The sequence below is a fragment of the Micromonospora sp. NPDC049662 genome (genome assembly GCF_040675055.1).
In the GTDB taxonomy this organism is placed as follows: Bacteria; Actinomycetota; Actinomycetes; order Mycobacteriales; family Micromonosporaceae; genus Micromonospora.
Window position 1 is genome coordinate 17,609 of the sequence record NZ_JBFAOC010000071.1, and the last position, 14,702, is coordinate 32,310.

The 14,702-nt window shown below is 70.5% G+C and carries 14 protein-coding genes; 12 read left to right on the forward strand and 2 right to left on the reverse strand.

What is annotated here, in order from left to right; genetic code table 11:
• Nucleotides 1-15: 15 nt before the first annotated feature.
• A complete protein-coding gene (gene tkt / locus AB0J36_RS30805) occupies nt 16-2,154 on the reverse strand; it encodes a transketolase (RefSeq protein ID WP_357134292.1) in 2,139 nt (712 codons plus the stop codon).
• Nucleotides 2,155-2,419: 265 nt separating this feature from the next.
• Here tkt and AB0J36_RS30810 point away from each other — a divergent pair, with 265 nt between their 5' ends.
• From AB0J36_RS30810 to AB0J36_RS30820, 3 genes are all read left to right on the forward strand, one after another.
• Nucleotides 2,420-3,373: a heme o synthase gene (locus tag AB0J36_RS30810; protein ID WP_357134294.1), complete on the forward strand. Its 954-nt coding sequence runs from the start codon at nt 2,420-2,422 to the stop codon at nt 3,371-3,373.
• Between the two features lie 285 nt (nt 3,374-3,658).
• Nucleotides 3,659-3,994 carry a hypothetical protein gene (locus AB0J36_RS30815; RefSeq protein ID WP_357134296.1) on the forward strand — a complete coding sequence of 112 codons (336 nt, stop codon included), beginning with the start codon at nt 3,659-3,661 and terminating at the stop codon, nt 3,992-3,994.
• A 14-nt stretch (nt 3,995-4,008) separates the two neighbouring features.
• Nucleotides 4,009-4,929, forward strand: coding sequence for a hypothetical protein (locus tag AB0J36_RS30820; protein WP_363661456.1), 921 nt, complete (start codon nt 4,009-4,011; stop codon nt 4,927-4,929).
• A gap of 953 nt (nt 4,930-5,882) precedes the next feature.
• On the opposite strand, the gene AB0J36_RS30825 is transcribed toward AB0J36_RS30820, so the two are convergent.
• A complete protein-coding gene (locus tag AB0J36_RS30825; protein WP_363661457.1) occupies nt 5,883-6,824 on the reverse strand; it encodes a COX15/CtaA family protein in 942 nt (313 codons plus the stop codon).
• A 212-nt stretch (nt 6,825-7,036) separates the two neighbouring features.
• Between AB0J36_RS30825 and AB0J36_RS30830 the strand changes: the two genes are divergently transcribed.
• The 9 genes from AB0J36_RS30830 to AB0J36_RS30870 all read left to right on the forward strand — a co-directional run bounded on the left by AB0J36_RS30830 (nt 7,037) and on the right by AB0J36_RS30870 (nt 14,523).
• The gene (locus AB0J36_RS30830) at nt 7,037-7,738 is read left to right on the forward strand and encodes a transcriptional regulator (protein WP_363661458.1); all 702 of its coding nucleotides are present in this window, start codon (nt 7,037-7,039) and stop codon (nt 7,736-7,738) included.
• On the forward strand, nt 7,735-9,165 hold the full coding sequence (gene sufB / locus AB0J36_RS30835) for a Fe-S cluster assembly protein SufB (RefSeq protein WP_357134304.1): 1,431 nt from the start codon (nt 7,735-7,737) through the stop codon (nt 9,163-9,165). Before AB0J36_RS30830 ends, sufB begins: the two co-directional genes overlap by 4 nt.
• Before the next feature lie 92 nt (nt 9,166-9,257).
• Nucleotides 9,258-10,403: a Fe-S cluster assembly protein SufD gene (gene sufD, locus AB0J36_RS30840; protein WP_357170852.1), complete on the forward strand. Its 1,146-nt coding sequence runs from the start codon at nt 9,258-9,260 to the stop codon at nt 10,401-10,403.
• On the forward strand, nt 10,403-10,729 hold the full coding sequence (locus AB0J36_RS30845; RefSeq protein WP_357134308.1) for a non-heme iron oxygenase ferredoxin subunit: 327 nt from the start codon (nt 10,403-10,405) through the stop codon (nt 10,727-10,729). The genes sufD and AB0J36_RS30845 overlap by 1 nt, the downstream gene beginning before the upstream one ends.
• The gene (gene sufC, locus AB0J36_RS30850) at nt 10,729-11,502 is read left to right on the forward strand and encodes a Fe-S cluster assembly ATPase SufC (RefSeq protein ID WP_357134310.1); all 774 of its coding nucleotides are present in this window, start codon (nt 10,729-10,731) and stop codon (nt 11,500-11,502) included. The genes AB0J36_RS30845 and sufC overlap by 1 nt, the downstream gene beginning before the upstream one ends.
• A 20-nt stretch (nt 11,503-11,522) precedes the next feature.
• Complete coding sequence (locus tag AB0J36_RS30855) at nt 11,523-12,827, forward strand: cysteine desulfurase (RefSeq protein WP_357170854.1); 1,305 nt, start codon at nt 11,523-11,525, stop codon at nt 12,825-12,827.
• 2 nt (nt 12,828-12,829) lie between these two features.
• Nucleotides 12,830-13,303 carry a Fe-S cluster assembly sulfur transfer protein SufU gene (sufU, locus tag AB0J36_RS30860; protein ID WP_355049630.1) on the forward strand — a complete coding sequence of 158 codons (474 nt, stop codon included), beginning with the start codon at nt 12,830-12,832 and terminating at the stop codon, nt 13,301-13,303.
• Nucleotides 13,300-13,734 (forward strand): metal-sulfur cluster assembly factor, encoded by a 435-nt coding sequence (locus tag AB0J36_RS30865; RefSeq protein WP_357134314.1) that lies wholly within the window; start codon nt 13,300-13,302, stop codon nt 13,732-13,734. Before sufU ends, AB0J36_RS30865 begins: the two co-directional genes overlap by 4 nt.
• Nucleotides 13,735-13,914: 180 nt before the next feature.
• Entirely contained in the window at nt 13,915-14,523 is a 609-nt protein-coding gene (locus AB0J36_RS30870) for a TIGR03086 family metal-binding protein (RefSeq protein WP_357134316.1), read from the forward strand.
• Nucleotides 14,524-14,702: the final 179 nt, after the last annotated feature.

Consider the following 14,702-nt stretch of genomic DNA (forward strand, 5'->3'; position numbering starts at 1 on the left):
GCCGTTTACGCTCCCTCAGTTGCCGGTGGTGAAACCGGTGATGTCGCCCACCCGGGCCAGCGAGGCGTGCGCCGCCGCCACGATCCGGTCGGGGGTGAACCCGAACTGCTCGAAGAGCACGGTGTGCGGGGCGCTCGCGCCGTAGTGCTCGATGCTGACGCTCTCGCCCAGGTCGCCGACGATCCCGCGCCAGGACATCGCGATGCCCGCCTCCACGCTCACCCGTGCCTTTACCCCACGCGGGAGCACCGACTCCCGGTACGCCTCATCCTGCTCGTAGAACCACTCCTGGCAGGGCATCGAGACCACCCGGGTCGGGGTGCCGTCGGCCTCCAGCCGCTCCCGGGCGGTCAGGGCGAGCTGCACCTCGGACCCGGTGCCGATGATGATCACCTGGGGCTTGCCGTTGGACGCCTCGGCCAGCACGTAACCGCCCTTGGCCACACCTGACGCATCGCCCAGAACCTCCCGGTCCAGGGTCGGCAGGGCCTGGCGGCTCAGCGCCAGCGCGGTCGGTCGGTCGGTGTGCTCCAGCGCCTGCCGCCAGGCCCACACCGTCTCGTTGCCGTCCGCCGGGCGGACCACGTCCAGGCCCGGGATGGCGCGCAGCGCGGTCAGGTGCTCCACCGGCTGGTGGGTCGGGCCGTCCTCGCCCAGACCGATCGAGTCGTGCGTCCAGACGTACGTCACGGGCAGCTTCATCAGCGCGGCCAGCCGCACCGAGGGGCGCATGTAGTCGCTGAACACCAGGAACGTGCCGCCGTACGGGCGGGTGCCGCCGTGCAGGGCGATGCCGTTCAGGATCGCGCCCATGGCGTGCTCACGGATGCCGAAGTGCAGCGTGCGGCCGTACTCGTGGCCCGGGAAGTCCTTGGTGGCGTGCGAGGCCGGGATGAACGACGGCTCGCCCTTCATGGTGGTGTTGTTGCTCTCGGCCAGGTCGGCCGAGCCGCCCCACAGCTCCGGCAGCACCGGCGCGAGCGCCTCCAGCACCTTGCCGGACGCGGCCCGGGTGGCCACACCCTTGGCGTCGGCGGGGAAGACCGGCAGCGCGTCGGTCCAGCCGTCGGGCAGCACCCGGCCGGCGAGCCGCTCGTAGAGCGCGGTGCGCTCGGGGTTGGCCTTCTTCCAGGCGTCGAACGACGCGGTCCACGCCTGCTCGGCGTCCGAGCCGCGACCCATCACCGTGCGGGCGTGACCCAGCACCTCCTCGTCGACCTGGAAGGTCTGCTCCGGGTCGAAGCCGAGGATGCGCTTGGTGGCCTTGACCTCGTCGGCGCCGAGCGCGGAGCCGTGGATCTTGCCGGTGTTCTGCTTGTTGGGCGCGGGCCAACCGATGATGGTGCGCAGCGCGATGAACGAGGGGCGGGTGGTCTCCGCCTTGGCGGCCACCAGCGCGTCGTACAGCGCCTCGACGTTCTCATGGTAGTCGCCCTGGTCGGCGTCCCCGCTGCGCCAGTCGACGGTCTGCACGTGCCAGCCGTACGCCTCGTAGCGGGCCGCCACGTCCTCGCTCTTGGCGATCCGGGTGTCGTCCTCGATCGAGATCTCGTTGTCGTCGTAGATCAGCGTGAGGCTGCCCAGCTGCTGGTGCCCGGCGAGGGCGCTGGCCTCGTGGCTGATGCCCTCCTCGATGTCGCCGTCGGAGGCGATGCACCAGATGTTGTGGTCGAAGACCGACGTGCCCGGCTCGGCCTCCGGGTCGAACAGGCCCCGCTCGCGGCGGGCCGCCATGGCCATGCCGACGGCGTTGCCCAGACCCTGCCCGAGCGGGCCGGTGGTGGTCTCGACGCCCGGCGTGTGGCCGTGCTCCGGGTGGCCCGGGGTCATCGAGCCCCACTGGCGCAGCGACTTCAGGTCGTCCAGGCTCAGCGGGTAGCCGGAGAGGAAGAGCTGGATGTAGAGCGTCAGGCTGGAGTGGCCGGCGGAGAGCACGAACCGGTCCCGGCCGGGCCAGTTCGGGTCGGCCGGGTTGTGCCGCATGACCCGGTTGAAGAGAAGATAGGCCGCGGGCGCGAGGCTCATCGCGGTGCCCGGGTGGCCGTTGCCGGATTTCTCCACGGCATCCATGGCCAGCACGCGGACGGTGTCGACGGCCCGGCGATCGAGGTCGGACCAGTTGAGTGCGGAGTGCTCGGGTCGGTTGGCAGCCACGATGGTTGTGCTCCTCGGCAGATGGGCGGAACCCTCACTGGTGACCCTATCGAGCGTGACTAAACGTCCGCCCGGGGATCTCGCATGGTGTGCGGTACGTGACGGCGGCCCAGGTCGTTCAACCCGGTGGTGTGACGGCCCGCACCGTTGTCGGGTCGGCCGGGCAGCCAAAACGACGACGCGTAGTGTGTGGGTCGGTGTGCGGTGCCCGAGCGGGGCCCCGCCGATCCGATCTCCCCGTGCCGATGCCGGAAGGTGGCAATCCGTGAGCATGATCACCGAGCGCCCCGCGAGCAACCCCGCCGGGCAGCCCCCGGCACGGGCGGCCGAGGGTCCGGTGGCGCGGCGGGACGTGCGCGCGATCGTGTCGTCGTACGTGGCGCTGACCAAGCCGCGCATCGTCGAACTGCTGTTGGTCACCACCGTCCCGGCGATGATGCTCGCCGAGGGCGGCCTGCCGTCGCTGTGGCTGATGGCTGTCGTGCTCGTCGGTGGCTCGCTCGCGGCCGGGGCGGCCAGCGTCCTCAACTGCTACATCGACCGCGACATCGACCAGTTGATGCGGCGCACCAAGCGGCGTCCGCTGCCGGCGCACACCGTGTCGCCCCGTAACGCGCTGGTCTTCGGTCTGGTGCTGGCGGCGGTCTCGATCGTCCTGATGGCGGCGTTCACCAATCTGCTCGCCGCGGGGCTGACGCTCGCCGCGATCGTCTACTACGACGTCGTCTACACCATGTGGCTCAAGCGCTCCACCCCGACGAACACGTTCTGGGGTGGGGCCTGCGGCGCGGCGCCGGTGCTCATCGGCTGGGCGGCGGTCACCGGTGGGCTCGCTCCGGCGGCCTGGGCGCTGTTCGCGGTGGTCTTCTTCTGGCAGATGCCGCACTTCTACCCGCTCGCCATGAAGTACAAGGACGACTACGCCCGCGCCGGCATCCCGATGCTGCCCGTGGTGGCCTCGACCCGTCGGGTGAACGCCGAGATTCTGATCTTCGCCTGGCTCACGGTGCTCACCTCCCTGGCGGTCTGGCCGCTGGGGCTCAGCGCGATCTACGGCGTGCCGACCCTGGTGGTGGGCGCCATCTTCATCCTTGAGGCGCACAAGCTCTGCCGGCGGGCGACGCGCGGCGAAGCGGTCAAGCCGATGCGGCTGTTCCACTGGTCCACGACGTACCTGACGATCGTGTTCGTGGCCGTCGCGCTCGACGCGCTGATCTGACGCCGCCCGGCGCGCGGCCCGCGTTTCGCCAACAATCCTGCGAACAGTCATCGTCATGGATGAGTTGTCCCGCTTTAACGTCACATCAGAGTAACTTTCGGCATGAGTCGGATCGGCTCAACCTGCGGGAGTTGCAGCCTGGTTTGCTCCGGAAGTTGAGGCGGGAAAGTCGTGATTTAAGCGGACAAAGTGTCCCTGCTGTTCCTTAAACCTCTAGGTAATTGGCATCACAAAAGCTTCATGGTTCTCGCCCGCGCGAGTGGAACTCTGCTTAGGCTTCGCGTCATGGCAGATGGTTCCGATACGACGCTGACGGCCGAGCAGAGCTCCGGCGAGCAGGCCCCGCAGGGTCTGGTCGCGGGTCTCAAGTCGTTCGCCGCCGGGCACGGCGGCGCGAAGGCCGTCATCGAGTACGTCGGTAAGCGCGGCGCGCGGATCGTCCTCGTGGGCGCCGACGGTGAGTGGGGCGACCAGTTCGCCGAGGACACCGTCACGGCCCGGGAGGCGTGCGCCAAGGCGGGAGTCACCGTCGAGAACGCCTGGGAGCGTGAACTGATGGACCAGATGCGACCGAGCAACGACCTCTGGCGGTCGATGGCCCGGCGCACGATGGCCCGCTGAGATAGCTAGCTGGATTGACCAACCACCACCAGTCGACCCGGGGGGAACCCCGGGTCGCTCTCGTTACCTGCTCCCGCCTGGTCGACCTTGACCCCGACGACCGCCTCGTCCTCGACCCGCTCGCCGCGCGGGGGATCACCGCCGAAGCGGCGGTCTGGGACGACCCGGACGTCGACTGGTCCGCGTACGACCTTGTCGTGCTCCGCTCGCCGTGGGACTACGCGCTGCGCCGCGACGAGTTCGTCGCCTGGGCCGCCACGGTGCCCACCCTGGTCAACCCCGCCGACGTGGTGCGGTGGAACACCGACAAGCGCTACCTCGGCGAGCTGAGCGCCGCCGGCGTACCCACCGTGCCGACCGCCTGGGTCGAGCCGGGCGCGAGCTGGTCGCCGCCCGCCGACACCGGCGAGTACGTGATCAAACCGGCGGTCAGCTCCGGTAGCCAGGACACCGGCCGTTACGACCTGGCCGACCCGGAGCACCGGGCCCTCGCCGACGCGCACGTACGTCGCCTCTCGGCCGCCGGCCGGACGACGATGGTCCAGCCGTACCTGAGCGCCGTCGACACCGAGGGCGAGACCGCGCTGCTCTTCCTGGCCGGCCCGGACGGTCTCGCGTTCAGCCACGCCATCCGCAAGGGCGCCATGTTGACCGGCCCCGACCTCGGTCCGGACGAGCTGTACAAGGCCGAGGAGATCACCGCCCGCACCGCCGCGGTCGAGCAGTTGGCCGTCGCGGACCGGACCCTAGCGGCGGTCCCCGGCGGCACCCGGCAGCTGCTCTACGCCCGCGTGGATCTGATCTCCGGCCCGGCCGGCGACCCGGTCCTGGTCGAGTTGGAGCTGACCGAGCCGTCGCTCTTCCTCGGGTACGCCGAGAACGCCCCCGACCGCCTGGCCACCGCGATCGCCACCCACCTGACCCACCCGGCCTGACCACGTCGAGGTAGGGCGGTGTCCCGGCGTGCCCCCTACGAGCTCCGTGGCGTGTCGCGCCGTGCCGTGTCGCGCCCTGCCGTGGCGTGCCGTGCCGTGCCGTGGCGTGCCGTGCCGTGCCGTGGCGTGCCGCGTCGTGGCGTGCCGTGCCGCGTCGTGGCGTGCCGTGGCGTGCCGTGCCCTGGCGTGGGTGCCGTGCCGTGGCGTGGGTGCCGTGCCGTGTCGTGTCGTGTCGTGTCGTGCCGTGTCGTGGCGAGGCGGTGACCGCCCTGGAGGTGCGCGGATGCCGGGCGGGGCGCCGATGCGGCGCTGCCTCGACGTTGGCGGCTGGCCCAGCACCGCCTCGACGGCGGCGGCGCCCGCAAGGTCGCGCTGCATCCAGGATGTAGTGGTATCGCGGACACGTCGATGCCACTACATCCTGGTTCGAGCGTGACCATGAGCCCTGCGGGGTGCCCCGCCGCCGCGCCGGCTCTGTCGCGACGCCCGCCAGTCCTCGCGCACCCGCGCACCCGCGCACCTATCGCCCTTCGCCCCTCCCACCTCTCGGTCCTCGCCCCTCTCGCCCCTCGTCAAGATCCGCGCAACTTCGGGGATGTTGCTGCCTCCCGCGTCCCGGAGGCAGCAACAACCCTGAACTTGCGTAAATCTTGGGCAGGCGTGCAGACGCGATAGCGCAGGCGGGGCGGCGCGCAGGCGCGGACGCACGACAGCGCGCGAGGCGCAGGCGTGCACCCGAGAGGGGACACCGGCGGGCGCAGGACGCAAGGGCTGCGCCCCGCACGTCTCGCCCATCGCGCCGATCTTGCACTTTCTGTCCCGACCTATCGCGCGAATATGGGCACTTCGGCGTTCGTAAGTGCAAGATCGACGCGTGTAGGGCGGGGCGTGCTTGGCGCGGGGCCCGGCGAGGCGCGCGGGGCGGGGCGCGGGGGTGGGCCGGGGCGCGGGGGTCAGGCGGGGACGGGTTGGGCTTCCGTCGCTGTGGTGGGCTGGGGTGCCGGGGTGGCCGGGTGGCGTTCGCGGGTGGACCACTGGACGGACAGGGCGGCCAGTAGCACCAGGCACGAGCCGAGCATGTGCGCGCCGACCAGGAGCGCCGGCACGTGGGTGAAGTACTGCACGAAGCCGATGAGTCCCTGACCCAACTCCACCGCCACCAGGACGACGGCGGCCCGGGTGGCCCGCCGCGCCTCCGCCGCGCGGAACGCGAAGATGAGCGCTACCGACAGGCCGATCAGCAGGAATACCCCGTCGGCGTGGACCTGGGAGATGGCCTCCGGGTCCAGGCCGTTGCGGGCCGCGCCGTGGTCGCCGGCGTGTGGGCCGCTGCCGGTGACCCAGGTGCCGATCACCAGTACCGCGACGGTGACGCCGGTGGTGATCCGGGCGAGCGCGCGCAGGGGAGTGGGTACCGCGGCGACCGTCGGGCCGTCCGGGTCGCCGATCCGCCGCCAGAGGGCGTACGCGGCGGCGATCACCGCCATCGAGGAGAGGAAGTGCAGCCCCACCACCCACGGGTTGAGGTTGGTGAGCACCGTGATGCCGCCGATCACCGCCTGGGCGGGGATGCCCAGGAACACGGCGACGGACAGCGCGAGGAGCCCGGGCCGGCGGGGCCGGTGGATCAGCACTGCCAGCACGGTGGCCAGCGCGATGAGACCGACCGCGAAGGTCAGCATCCGGTTGCTGAACTCGATCACGCCGTACACGCCCATCTCGGGTGTGGTGACGTACGAGTCGTCGGTGCACCGGGGCCAGGTGGGGCAGCCGAGGCCCGATGCGGTCAGCCGGACCGCCCCGCCGGTGACGACGATGGCCACGTTCGCGATGATCGAGGCGAGCGCGAGGCGGCGCAGCAGGACGCTGGATACCGGACGGACGAATCGGTTCACGGCGCAAATCCTACGCACTGTAGTGATCGAGGTCCGTCCGACTCCGTCGGCTCGGTGGTTCGGATCACCGGGGCCCGGGTTTGCGACCCTCCGGGCAATTACGTAACGTTGGCGTTGTGAAAAACGCGGCGGCGCTCTCCGGGCACCAGCCGGCGGCTGTCCCGGCCGTCGGCGCGTCCGCGTCCGCCCTCGTCGGGGCCTCGCCGTCCGTACTGGGTGGCTCCCCGACGGAGACCTCCACCCGGGACCGCGTCACCCAGTTGCTCCTGGAGCGGGGCGCGACGACCGCCGCGCAGCTCGGTCTCGCGCTCGGCCTCAGCCCGGCGGCGATCCGCCGGCACCTGGACGCGATGCTCGCCGACGGTGACGTCGTCGCCCGCGAGCAGGCGGTGCAGGGCAGCCGGGGTCGGGGTCGTCCGGCCAAGGTGTTCGTCCTGACCGAGGCGGCTCGGGTTCGCTGTGGCACACACCACTACGACAACATGGCCACCGCGGCGCTGCGCTGGATCGCCCGCAACGGTGGTGCGGACGCGGTCGAGACGTTCGCGGCCGAGCAGGTCTCCGCGCTCGAGTCGCGCTGTCGCGCCGCCATGGAGGACGCCGGCGACGACCCTCTCGCGCGGGCCGAGGCGCTCGCCGGAGCGCTGACCGCCGAGGGTTACGCTGCCAACGCGACCACGATCGCCTCCGGCGGCCAGCTCTGTCAGCACCACTGCCCGGTGGCGCACGTGGCCGCCGAGTTTCCTCAGCTGTGCGAGGCCGAGACCGCGGTGATCTCCCGTCTGGTCGGCACCCACGTGCAGCGCCTGGCCACCATCGCGCACGGCGACGGGGTGTGCACCACGCACATCCCGACCCAGCCGGGCCGTGCTTCATCCGGTAATCCCGTCACCACTGTGAGGACAGATAGATGACCGAGCAGATCGTCCAGCCCCTGACCCAGGAAGAGCAGCTCGCCGCCCTGGGTCGCTACGAGTACGGCTGGTCCGACCCGGACGCCGCCGGGGCGGTTGCCCAGCGCGGCATCAACGAGGCGGTGGTGCGGGACATCTCGGCCAAGAAGAACGAGCCGGCCTGGATGCTCGACCTGCGCCTGAAGGGCCTGCGGCTGTTCGGCCGCAAGCCGATGCCGGCCTGGGGCGCGGACCTCACCGGCATCGACTTCGACAACATCAAGTACTTCGTGCGGTCCACCGAGAAGCAGGCCACCAGCTGGGAGGACCTGCCCGAGGACATCAAGAACACGTACGACCGGCTGGGCATCCCGGAGGCCGAGAAGCAGCGGCTGGTCGCGGGTGTCGCGGCGCAGTACGAGTCGGAGGTCGTCTACCACAAGATCCGTGAGGACCTTGAGGAGCAGGGCGTCATCTTCCTGGACACCGACACCGCGCTGCGGGAGCACGAGGACGTCTTCAAGGAGTACTTCGGCACGGTGATCCCGGTCGGCGACAACAAGTTCGCCGCGCTGAACACCTCCGTGTGGTCCGGTGGCTCGTTCATCTACGTGCCGAAGGGCGTGCACGTGGAGATCCCGCTGCAGGCCTACTTCCGGATCAACACGGAGAACATGGGCCAGTTCGAGCGGACGCTGATCATCGTCGACGAGGGCGCGTACGTGCACTACGTCGAGGGCTGCACCGCGCCGCTCTACTCCTCCGACTCGCTGCACAGCGCGGTAGTGGAGATCATCGTCAAGAAGAACGCGCGCTGCCGCTACACGACCATCCAGAACTGGTCGAACAACGTCTACAACCTGGTCACCAAGCGCGCCGTCTGCCACGAGGGCGCGACCATGGAGTGGGTCGACGGCAACATCGGCTCCAAGGTGACCATGAAGTACCCGGCGGTCTACATGACCGGCGAGCACGCCAAGGGCGAGGTGCTCTCGGTGGCGATGGCCGGCGAGGGTCAGCACCAGGACGCCGGCGCCAAGATGGTGCACGCGGCTCCGCACACCTCCTCGAGCATCATCTCCAAGTCGATCGCCCGGGGCGGCGGCCGCACCTCGTACCGGGGTCTGGTGCAGGTGCTGGAGGGCTCGCACCACAGCCGCAGCACGGTCAAGTGCGACGCGCTGCTGGTCGACACCATCTCCCGCTCCGACACGTACCCGTACGTCGACATCCGCGAGGACGACGTGTCGATGGGCCACGAGGCGACCGTCTCCAAGATCAGCGACGACCAGCTCTTCTACCTGATGAGCCGGGGCCTGAGCGAGGACGAGGCGATGGCGATGATCGTGCGCGGCTTCATCGAGCCGATCGCCAAGGAACTCCCGATGGAGTACGCCCTGGAGCTGAACCGCCTGATCGAACTCCAGATGGAGGGCGCGGTCGGCTGACGCCGCCGTTCCCCGCGTGGCGGGCCGGCGACGCCGGCCCGCCCGCACGAAGCCCAACCTCGCCGTCACGGAACAGACAGACCAAGGAAGACATGACTACCCAGGCTTCCGCGCCGCCGCCCAGCACCAAGTCGCAGGCGCTGCGCTCGTACGACGTCGCCGACTTCCCGGCCCTCACCGGCCTGGAGGAGGACTGGCGCTTCACCCCGCTCAAGCGCCTCCGCGGCCTCTCGGGCGACGTGCCGGCCGAGACCGGCACGGTCCGGCACGAGTACGGCGACCTGCCCGAGGGCGTAGCCATCAGCCGGATCGGCCGCGACGACGAGCGGATCGGCAGCGTGCTCACCCCGGTGGACCGGGTCAGCGCGCTGGCGTACGGCGCTGCCGCCGAGGCCCTGTTGGTGCGGGTGGCCCCGGACGTGGTGCTCGGCCAGTCGGTGGGCCTGCGGGTGGTCGGCACGGGCGCGGGGCAGCCGGCGTTCGGGCACACGTTCGTCGAGATCGGCCGCTTCGCCGAGGCGACCCTGGTGCTGGAGCACGTCGGATCGGCCACCCTGGCCGACAACGTCGAGGTGGTCGTGGCCGACGGCGCGAAGCTGACCCTGGTCACCGTCGCCGACTGGGCCGACGACGCGGTCCAGGCCCAGCACCTGAAGGTCAGGCTGGGTCGGGACGCCAAGGTCATCCACATCCAGGTGTCCCTGGGCGGGGACCTGGTCCGGCAGTTCACCTCGGTGGAGTACACCGGTCGGGGCGGCGAGGCCGAGCTGTACGGCGTCTACTTCGCCGACGGCGGCCAGCACCTGGAGCACCGGCAGCTCGTCGACCACAACGTGCCGGACTGCCGCAGCTACGTCGGCTACCGGGGCGCGCTGCAGGGCGCGGACGCGCACACCGTCTGGGTCGGCGACGTGCTGATCCAGGCCGAGGCGACCGGCACCGACACGTACGAGATCAACCGGAACCTGCTGCTCACCGATGGCGCGCGCGCGGACTCCGTACCCAATCTGGAGATCGAGACCGGCGAGATCGCCGGCGCTGGCCATGCCAGCGCGACCGGCCGCTTCGACGACGAGCAGTTGTTCTACCTGATGGCCCGGGGTATCCCGGAGGGTGAGGCCCGTCGCCTGGTGGTCCGTGGCTTCTTCGCCGAGGTGATCAACAAGATCCCGGTGGAGTCGCTGCGCGAGCGCCTGGGCGACGCGATCGAGGCCCGGCTCAGCAAGGCCGGCGCCTGATGATCCGGATCTGCTCCACCGAGGACGTGCCGAAGGGCACCGCCATCAGAGCGGACGTCGACGGCACCCCGATCGCCCTGGTGCACGGTGAGGACGGCGAGTTCTACGCCGCGTACGACGAGTGCTCGCACGCCGCCGTCGCCCTCTCCGAGGGTGAGGTCGACGGCTGCACGCTGGAGTGCTGGCTGCACGGCTCGCGCTTCGACCTGCGCACCGGCGCGCCGACCGGCCTGCCCGCCACCGAACCCGTACCCGTCTACCCCGTCGAAGTCCGCGACGGCGACATCTACCTGAGCCTGACGCCGAGTAATGGAGTGACCCGATAATGAGCACCCTGGAGATCCGCGACCTGAAGGTGTCGGTCAAGCTGCCCGAGGGTGAGCTCAAGCCGATCCTGGCCGGCGTCAACCTGACCGTGAAGTCCGGTGAGACCCACGCCATCATGGGCCCCAACGGCTCCGGCAAGTCCACCCTGGCGTACTCGATCGCCGGCCACCCCAAGTACGAGATCACCGGCGGCTCGGTGACCCTCGACGGCGAGGACGTCCTCGCCATGACCGTCGACGAGCGCGCTCGCGCCGGCCTCTTCCTGGCCATGCAGTACCCGGTCGAGGTCCCCGGCGTCTCGGTGGCGAACTTCCTGCGCACCGCGAAGACCGCCATCGACGGCGAGGCGCCGAAGCTGCGCACCTGGGGCGGCGAGCTGCGCGGCGCGATGGAGCGCCTGCAGATGGACCCGGCGTTCGCCCAGCGCAACGTCAACGAGGGCTTCTCCGGCGGTGAGAAGAAGCGGCACGAGATCGTCCAGCTGGAGCTGCTCAAGCCGAAGATCGCCATCCTCGACGAGACCGACTCGGGTCTCGACGTGGACGCGCTGCGCGTGGTCAGCGAGGGCGTCAACCGGGTCCGCGACACCGGCGACACCGGCGTGCTGCTGATCACCCACTACACGCGGATCCTGCGCTACATCAAGCCGGACCACGTGCACGTCTTCGTCGCCGGTCGGATCGTCGAGCAGGGCGGCCCGGAGCTTGCCGACAAGCTCGAGGCCGAGGGTTACGAGCGGTACGCCGCCGGGGCCGGTTCGGCCAAGGCCTGAGTGCGAGAGGCGCTGTCGAGATGACCAGCATCGCGATCCCCGAGGGGATGCCGCAGTACGACGACGTGCCGCGTTTCGACGTGGCCCGGGTGCGCGCCGACTTCCCGATTCTCGACCGGGAGATCAACGGGCACCCGCTGGTCTACCTCGACAGCGCCAACACCTCGCACAAACCGCGTCAGGTGCTCACCGTGCTCGACGAGCACTACGCGCGGCACAACGCCAACGTCTCGCGCTCGGTGCACACGCTGGGCACCGAGGCCACCGAGGCGTACGAGGGGGCGCGGGCCAAGCTCGCCGCGTTCATCAACGCCCCGAGCGTCGACGAGGTGGTGTTCACCAAGAACTCCACCGAGGCGATCAACATCGTGGCGTACGCCTTCTCCAACGCCTCGCTGCGTCCGGACGGCGACCCGCGGTTCCGGCTCGGCCCCGGGGACGAGGTGGTGATCTCCGAGATGGAGCACCACTCGAACATCGTCCCGTGGCAGCTGCTCTGCGAGCGCACCGGCGCGACCCTGCGTTGGTTCCCGGTCACCGACCAGGGCCGGTTGGACGAGTCGGGCCTGGAAGATCTGGTCACCGAACGGACGAAGATCGTCTCGCTGGTGCACATGTCGAACATCCTGGGCACCGTCAACGCCACCTCCCGGATCACCGCGCGGGTCCGTGAGGTGGGCGCGCTGCTGCTGCTGGACTGCTCGCAGTCGGTGCCGCACCTGCCCATCGACGTGGTCGACCTCGACGCCGACTACATCGTGTTCACCGGGCACAAGATGCTCGGTCCGACCGGCATCGGCGTGCTCTGGGGCCGGGGCGAGCTGCTGGCGGCCATGCCGCCGGTGATGGGCGGCGGCTCGATGATCGAGACGGTGACCATGGCCCGGTCGACGTTCGCCGCCCCGCCGGCCCGCTTCGAGGCGGGAACTCCGCCGATCGCCGAGGCGGTCGCGCTCGGCGCGGCGGTCGACTACCTCACCGGGATCGGCATGCCGGCCATCCAGTGGCACGAGAAGGAGCTGACGGCGTACGCGCTGGACGCCCTCGGGTCGGTGCCCGACCTGCGGATCTTCGGCCCGACCGTACCGATCGGCCGGGGCGGCACCATCTCGTTCGCCCTCGGTGACGTGCACCCGCACGACGTGGGCCAGGTGCTCGACTCGCTGGGCGTGCAGGTGCGGGTGGGTCACCACTGCGCGAAGCCGGTGTGCAGCCGGTTCGGCGTTCCGGCGATGACCCGGGCGTCGTTCTACCTCTACACCACCACCGGGGAGATCGACGCCCTGGTGGGCGGTCTGGAGCAGGTACGGAAGGTGTTCGACTGATGGTGCAGCTCGACCAGCTCTACCAGGAGATCATCCTGGATCACTACAAGCACCCGCACGGGCGGGGCCTGCGTGACGCCGACGACCCGGGCGACCAGGTCGCCGAGGCGCACCACGTCAACCCGACCTGCGGTGACGAGGTCACCGTCCGGGTGGCCACCGACGGCACCGTTCTGCACGACATCTCGTACGACGGCATGGGTTGCTCGATCAGCCAGGCCTCGGCGAGCGTCCTGCACGAACTGCTGCGCGGTCGGGGCGCCGGGGAAGCATTCGAGGTGCACGAGGCGTTCGTCGAGTTGATGTCCGGACGTGGCCAGGTCACGCCGGACGAGGACGTACTCGGTGACGGGGTTGCTTTCGCGGGTGTGGCCCGCTATCCCGCCCGGGTCAAGTGCGCGCTGCTGCCGTGGATGGCGTTCAAGGACGCCGCGGCACGCGCCGGTGTGGGCGTGAGCCCGGAGGTGAAGGCATGAGCAGCGAGGATACGGCTACTGCGGCGACGCCGGAGGCCGGCGACACCGTCGCGGCGCAGACCGGCGCGGTGAGTGGCGACGCCGCCGCCCCGGCGGGTGGCGTCAGCAAGGCCATGATCGCCGACATCGAGGAGGCGATGAAGGACGTCGTCGACCCGGAGTTGGGCATCAACGTGGTCGACCTGGGCCTGGTGTACGGGGTGCACGTCGACGACGAGAACGTCGCGACCCTGGACATGACGCTCACCTCGGCGGCGTGCCCGCTGACCGACGTGATCGAGGACCAGGCCCGGCAGGCCCTCACCACCGGCCCCGGTGGCGGCCTGGTCAACGACATCCGGATCAACTGGGTGTGGCTCCCGCCGTGGGGCCCGGACAAGATCACCGACGAGGGTCGGGACCAGCTCCGTTCCCTCGGCTTCAACGTCTGACCCCGACTCCCGACCTTCTCCGTTCGAGCGCGGTGCCCTCCGGGGTGCCGCGCTCGTCGTGTTTAGAGGTGAAATCTATTGTGGAACGGACCGTTCCGGTCTGCTAAGCTGAGTTTGAAACGGAGCGGAACGTTCCGTTTCACGGGGAAACTCGGCGGATCAGCGGAGAGGGTCGGGACAATGAACGAGACGGCAGCGGGACAGTGGCGGATCGTGCTCGACGAGGCGCACCGGGCGCTGCGGACGACCGCCGAGGGGATCCCGGCCGAGGCCTGGGACCTCTCCACCCCCTGCGAGCGGTGGACGGTCACCCAGGTGCTCCAGCACGCGACCGGCGACCAGCTCGCCTACGTCGCGGCGATCACCGGCGGATCGGGGCCGGAGGAGGACCCGTTCGCGCCCTCCGGGCGGATCGAGGGGGACAAGCTGACCGGCCTGTACGCCGCCCTCGACGCGTCCGCCCTCGCCTGGGTGGGCGTCGCCGACGAGGATCCGCAGGTGCCGACACCGCTGCCGCACGGCGCGCTGCCGGCCCACCTGGCTGCCGTCGCCGCCGCCCTCGACGCGGCGGTGCACGCCTGGGACATCGCGGTGGCCACCGGTCAGCCGTCCCCGCTCCACGACGACCTGGCCCGCCCCCTGTTCGAGGTCGCGCGGCAGATCGTCGAGCCGCTGCGGTCCTACGGCGCGTACGCGGCGGCGCTCGACCCGGGAGCGGAAGCCGACGACGTGAGCGCGCTGCTCTCCTACCTCGGCCGTGACCCCCGGTGGGCCGAGTCGCGGCACTGACCGGTCCCGATCCACCAAGATCGTGCTCGATCATTGTTGTAGTGGGCGCGGGGGGGGGGGCGGGCGCCGCCCACCTTGGTGGGGGGGGAGGGGGGGTTGGGGGCCCGGGCGGGGCCGCGGGGGGGGGGGGGTGGGGTGGGGGTTTAGTGGCGGCGGAGGACTACTACGGCTACGTCGTC

What these genes read in the sequence shown, in the direction of transcription:
- AB0J36_RS30815 (WP_357134296.1), top strand. Translation starts at nt 3,659, where the DNA reads ATGGCAGATGGTTCCGATACGACGCTGACGGCCGAGCAGAGCTCCGGC.
- sufB (WP_357134304.1), top strand. Translation starts at nt 7,735, where the DNA reads ATGACCGAGCAGATCGTCCAGCCCCTGACCCAGGAAGAGCAGCTCGCC.
- sufD (WP_357170852.1), top strand. Translation starts at nt 9,258, where the DNA reads ATGACTACCCAGGCTTCCGCGCCGCCGCCCAGCACCAAGTCGCAGGCG.
- AB0J36_RS30845 (WP_357134308.1), top strand. Translation starts at nt 10,403, where the DNA reads ATGATCCGGATCTGCTCCACCGAGGACGTGCCGAAGGGCACCGCCATC.
- sufC (WP_357134310.1), top strand. Translation starts at nt 10,729, where the DNA reads ATGAGCACCCTGGAGATCCGCGACCTGAAGGTGTCGGTCAAGCTGCCC.
- AB0J36_RS30855 (WP_357170854.1), top strand. Translation starts at nt 11,523, where the DNA reads ATGACCAGCATCGCGATCCCCGAGGGGATGCCGCAGTACGACGACGTG.
- AB0J36_RS30865 (WP_357134314.1), top strand. Translation starts at nt 13,300, where the DNA reads ATGAGCAGCGAGGATACGGCTACTGCGGCGACGCCGGAGGCCGGCGAC.
- AB0J36_RS30870 (WP_357134316.1), top strand. Translation starts at nt 13,915, where the DNA reads ATGAACGAGACGGCAGCGGGACAGTGGCGGATCGTGCTCGACGAGGCG.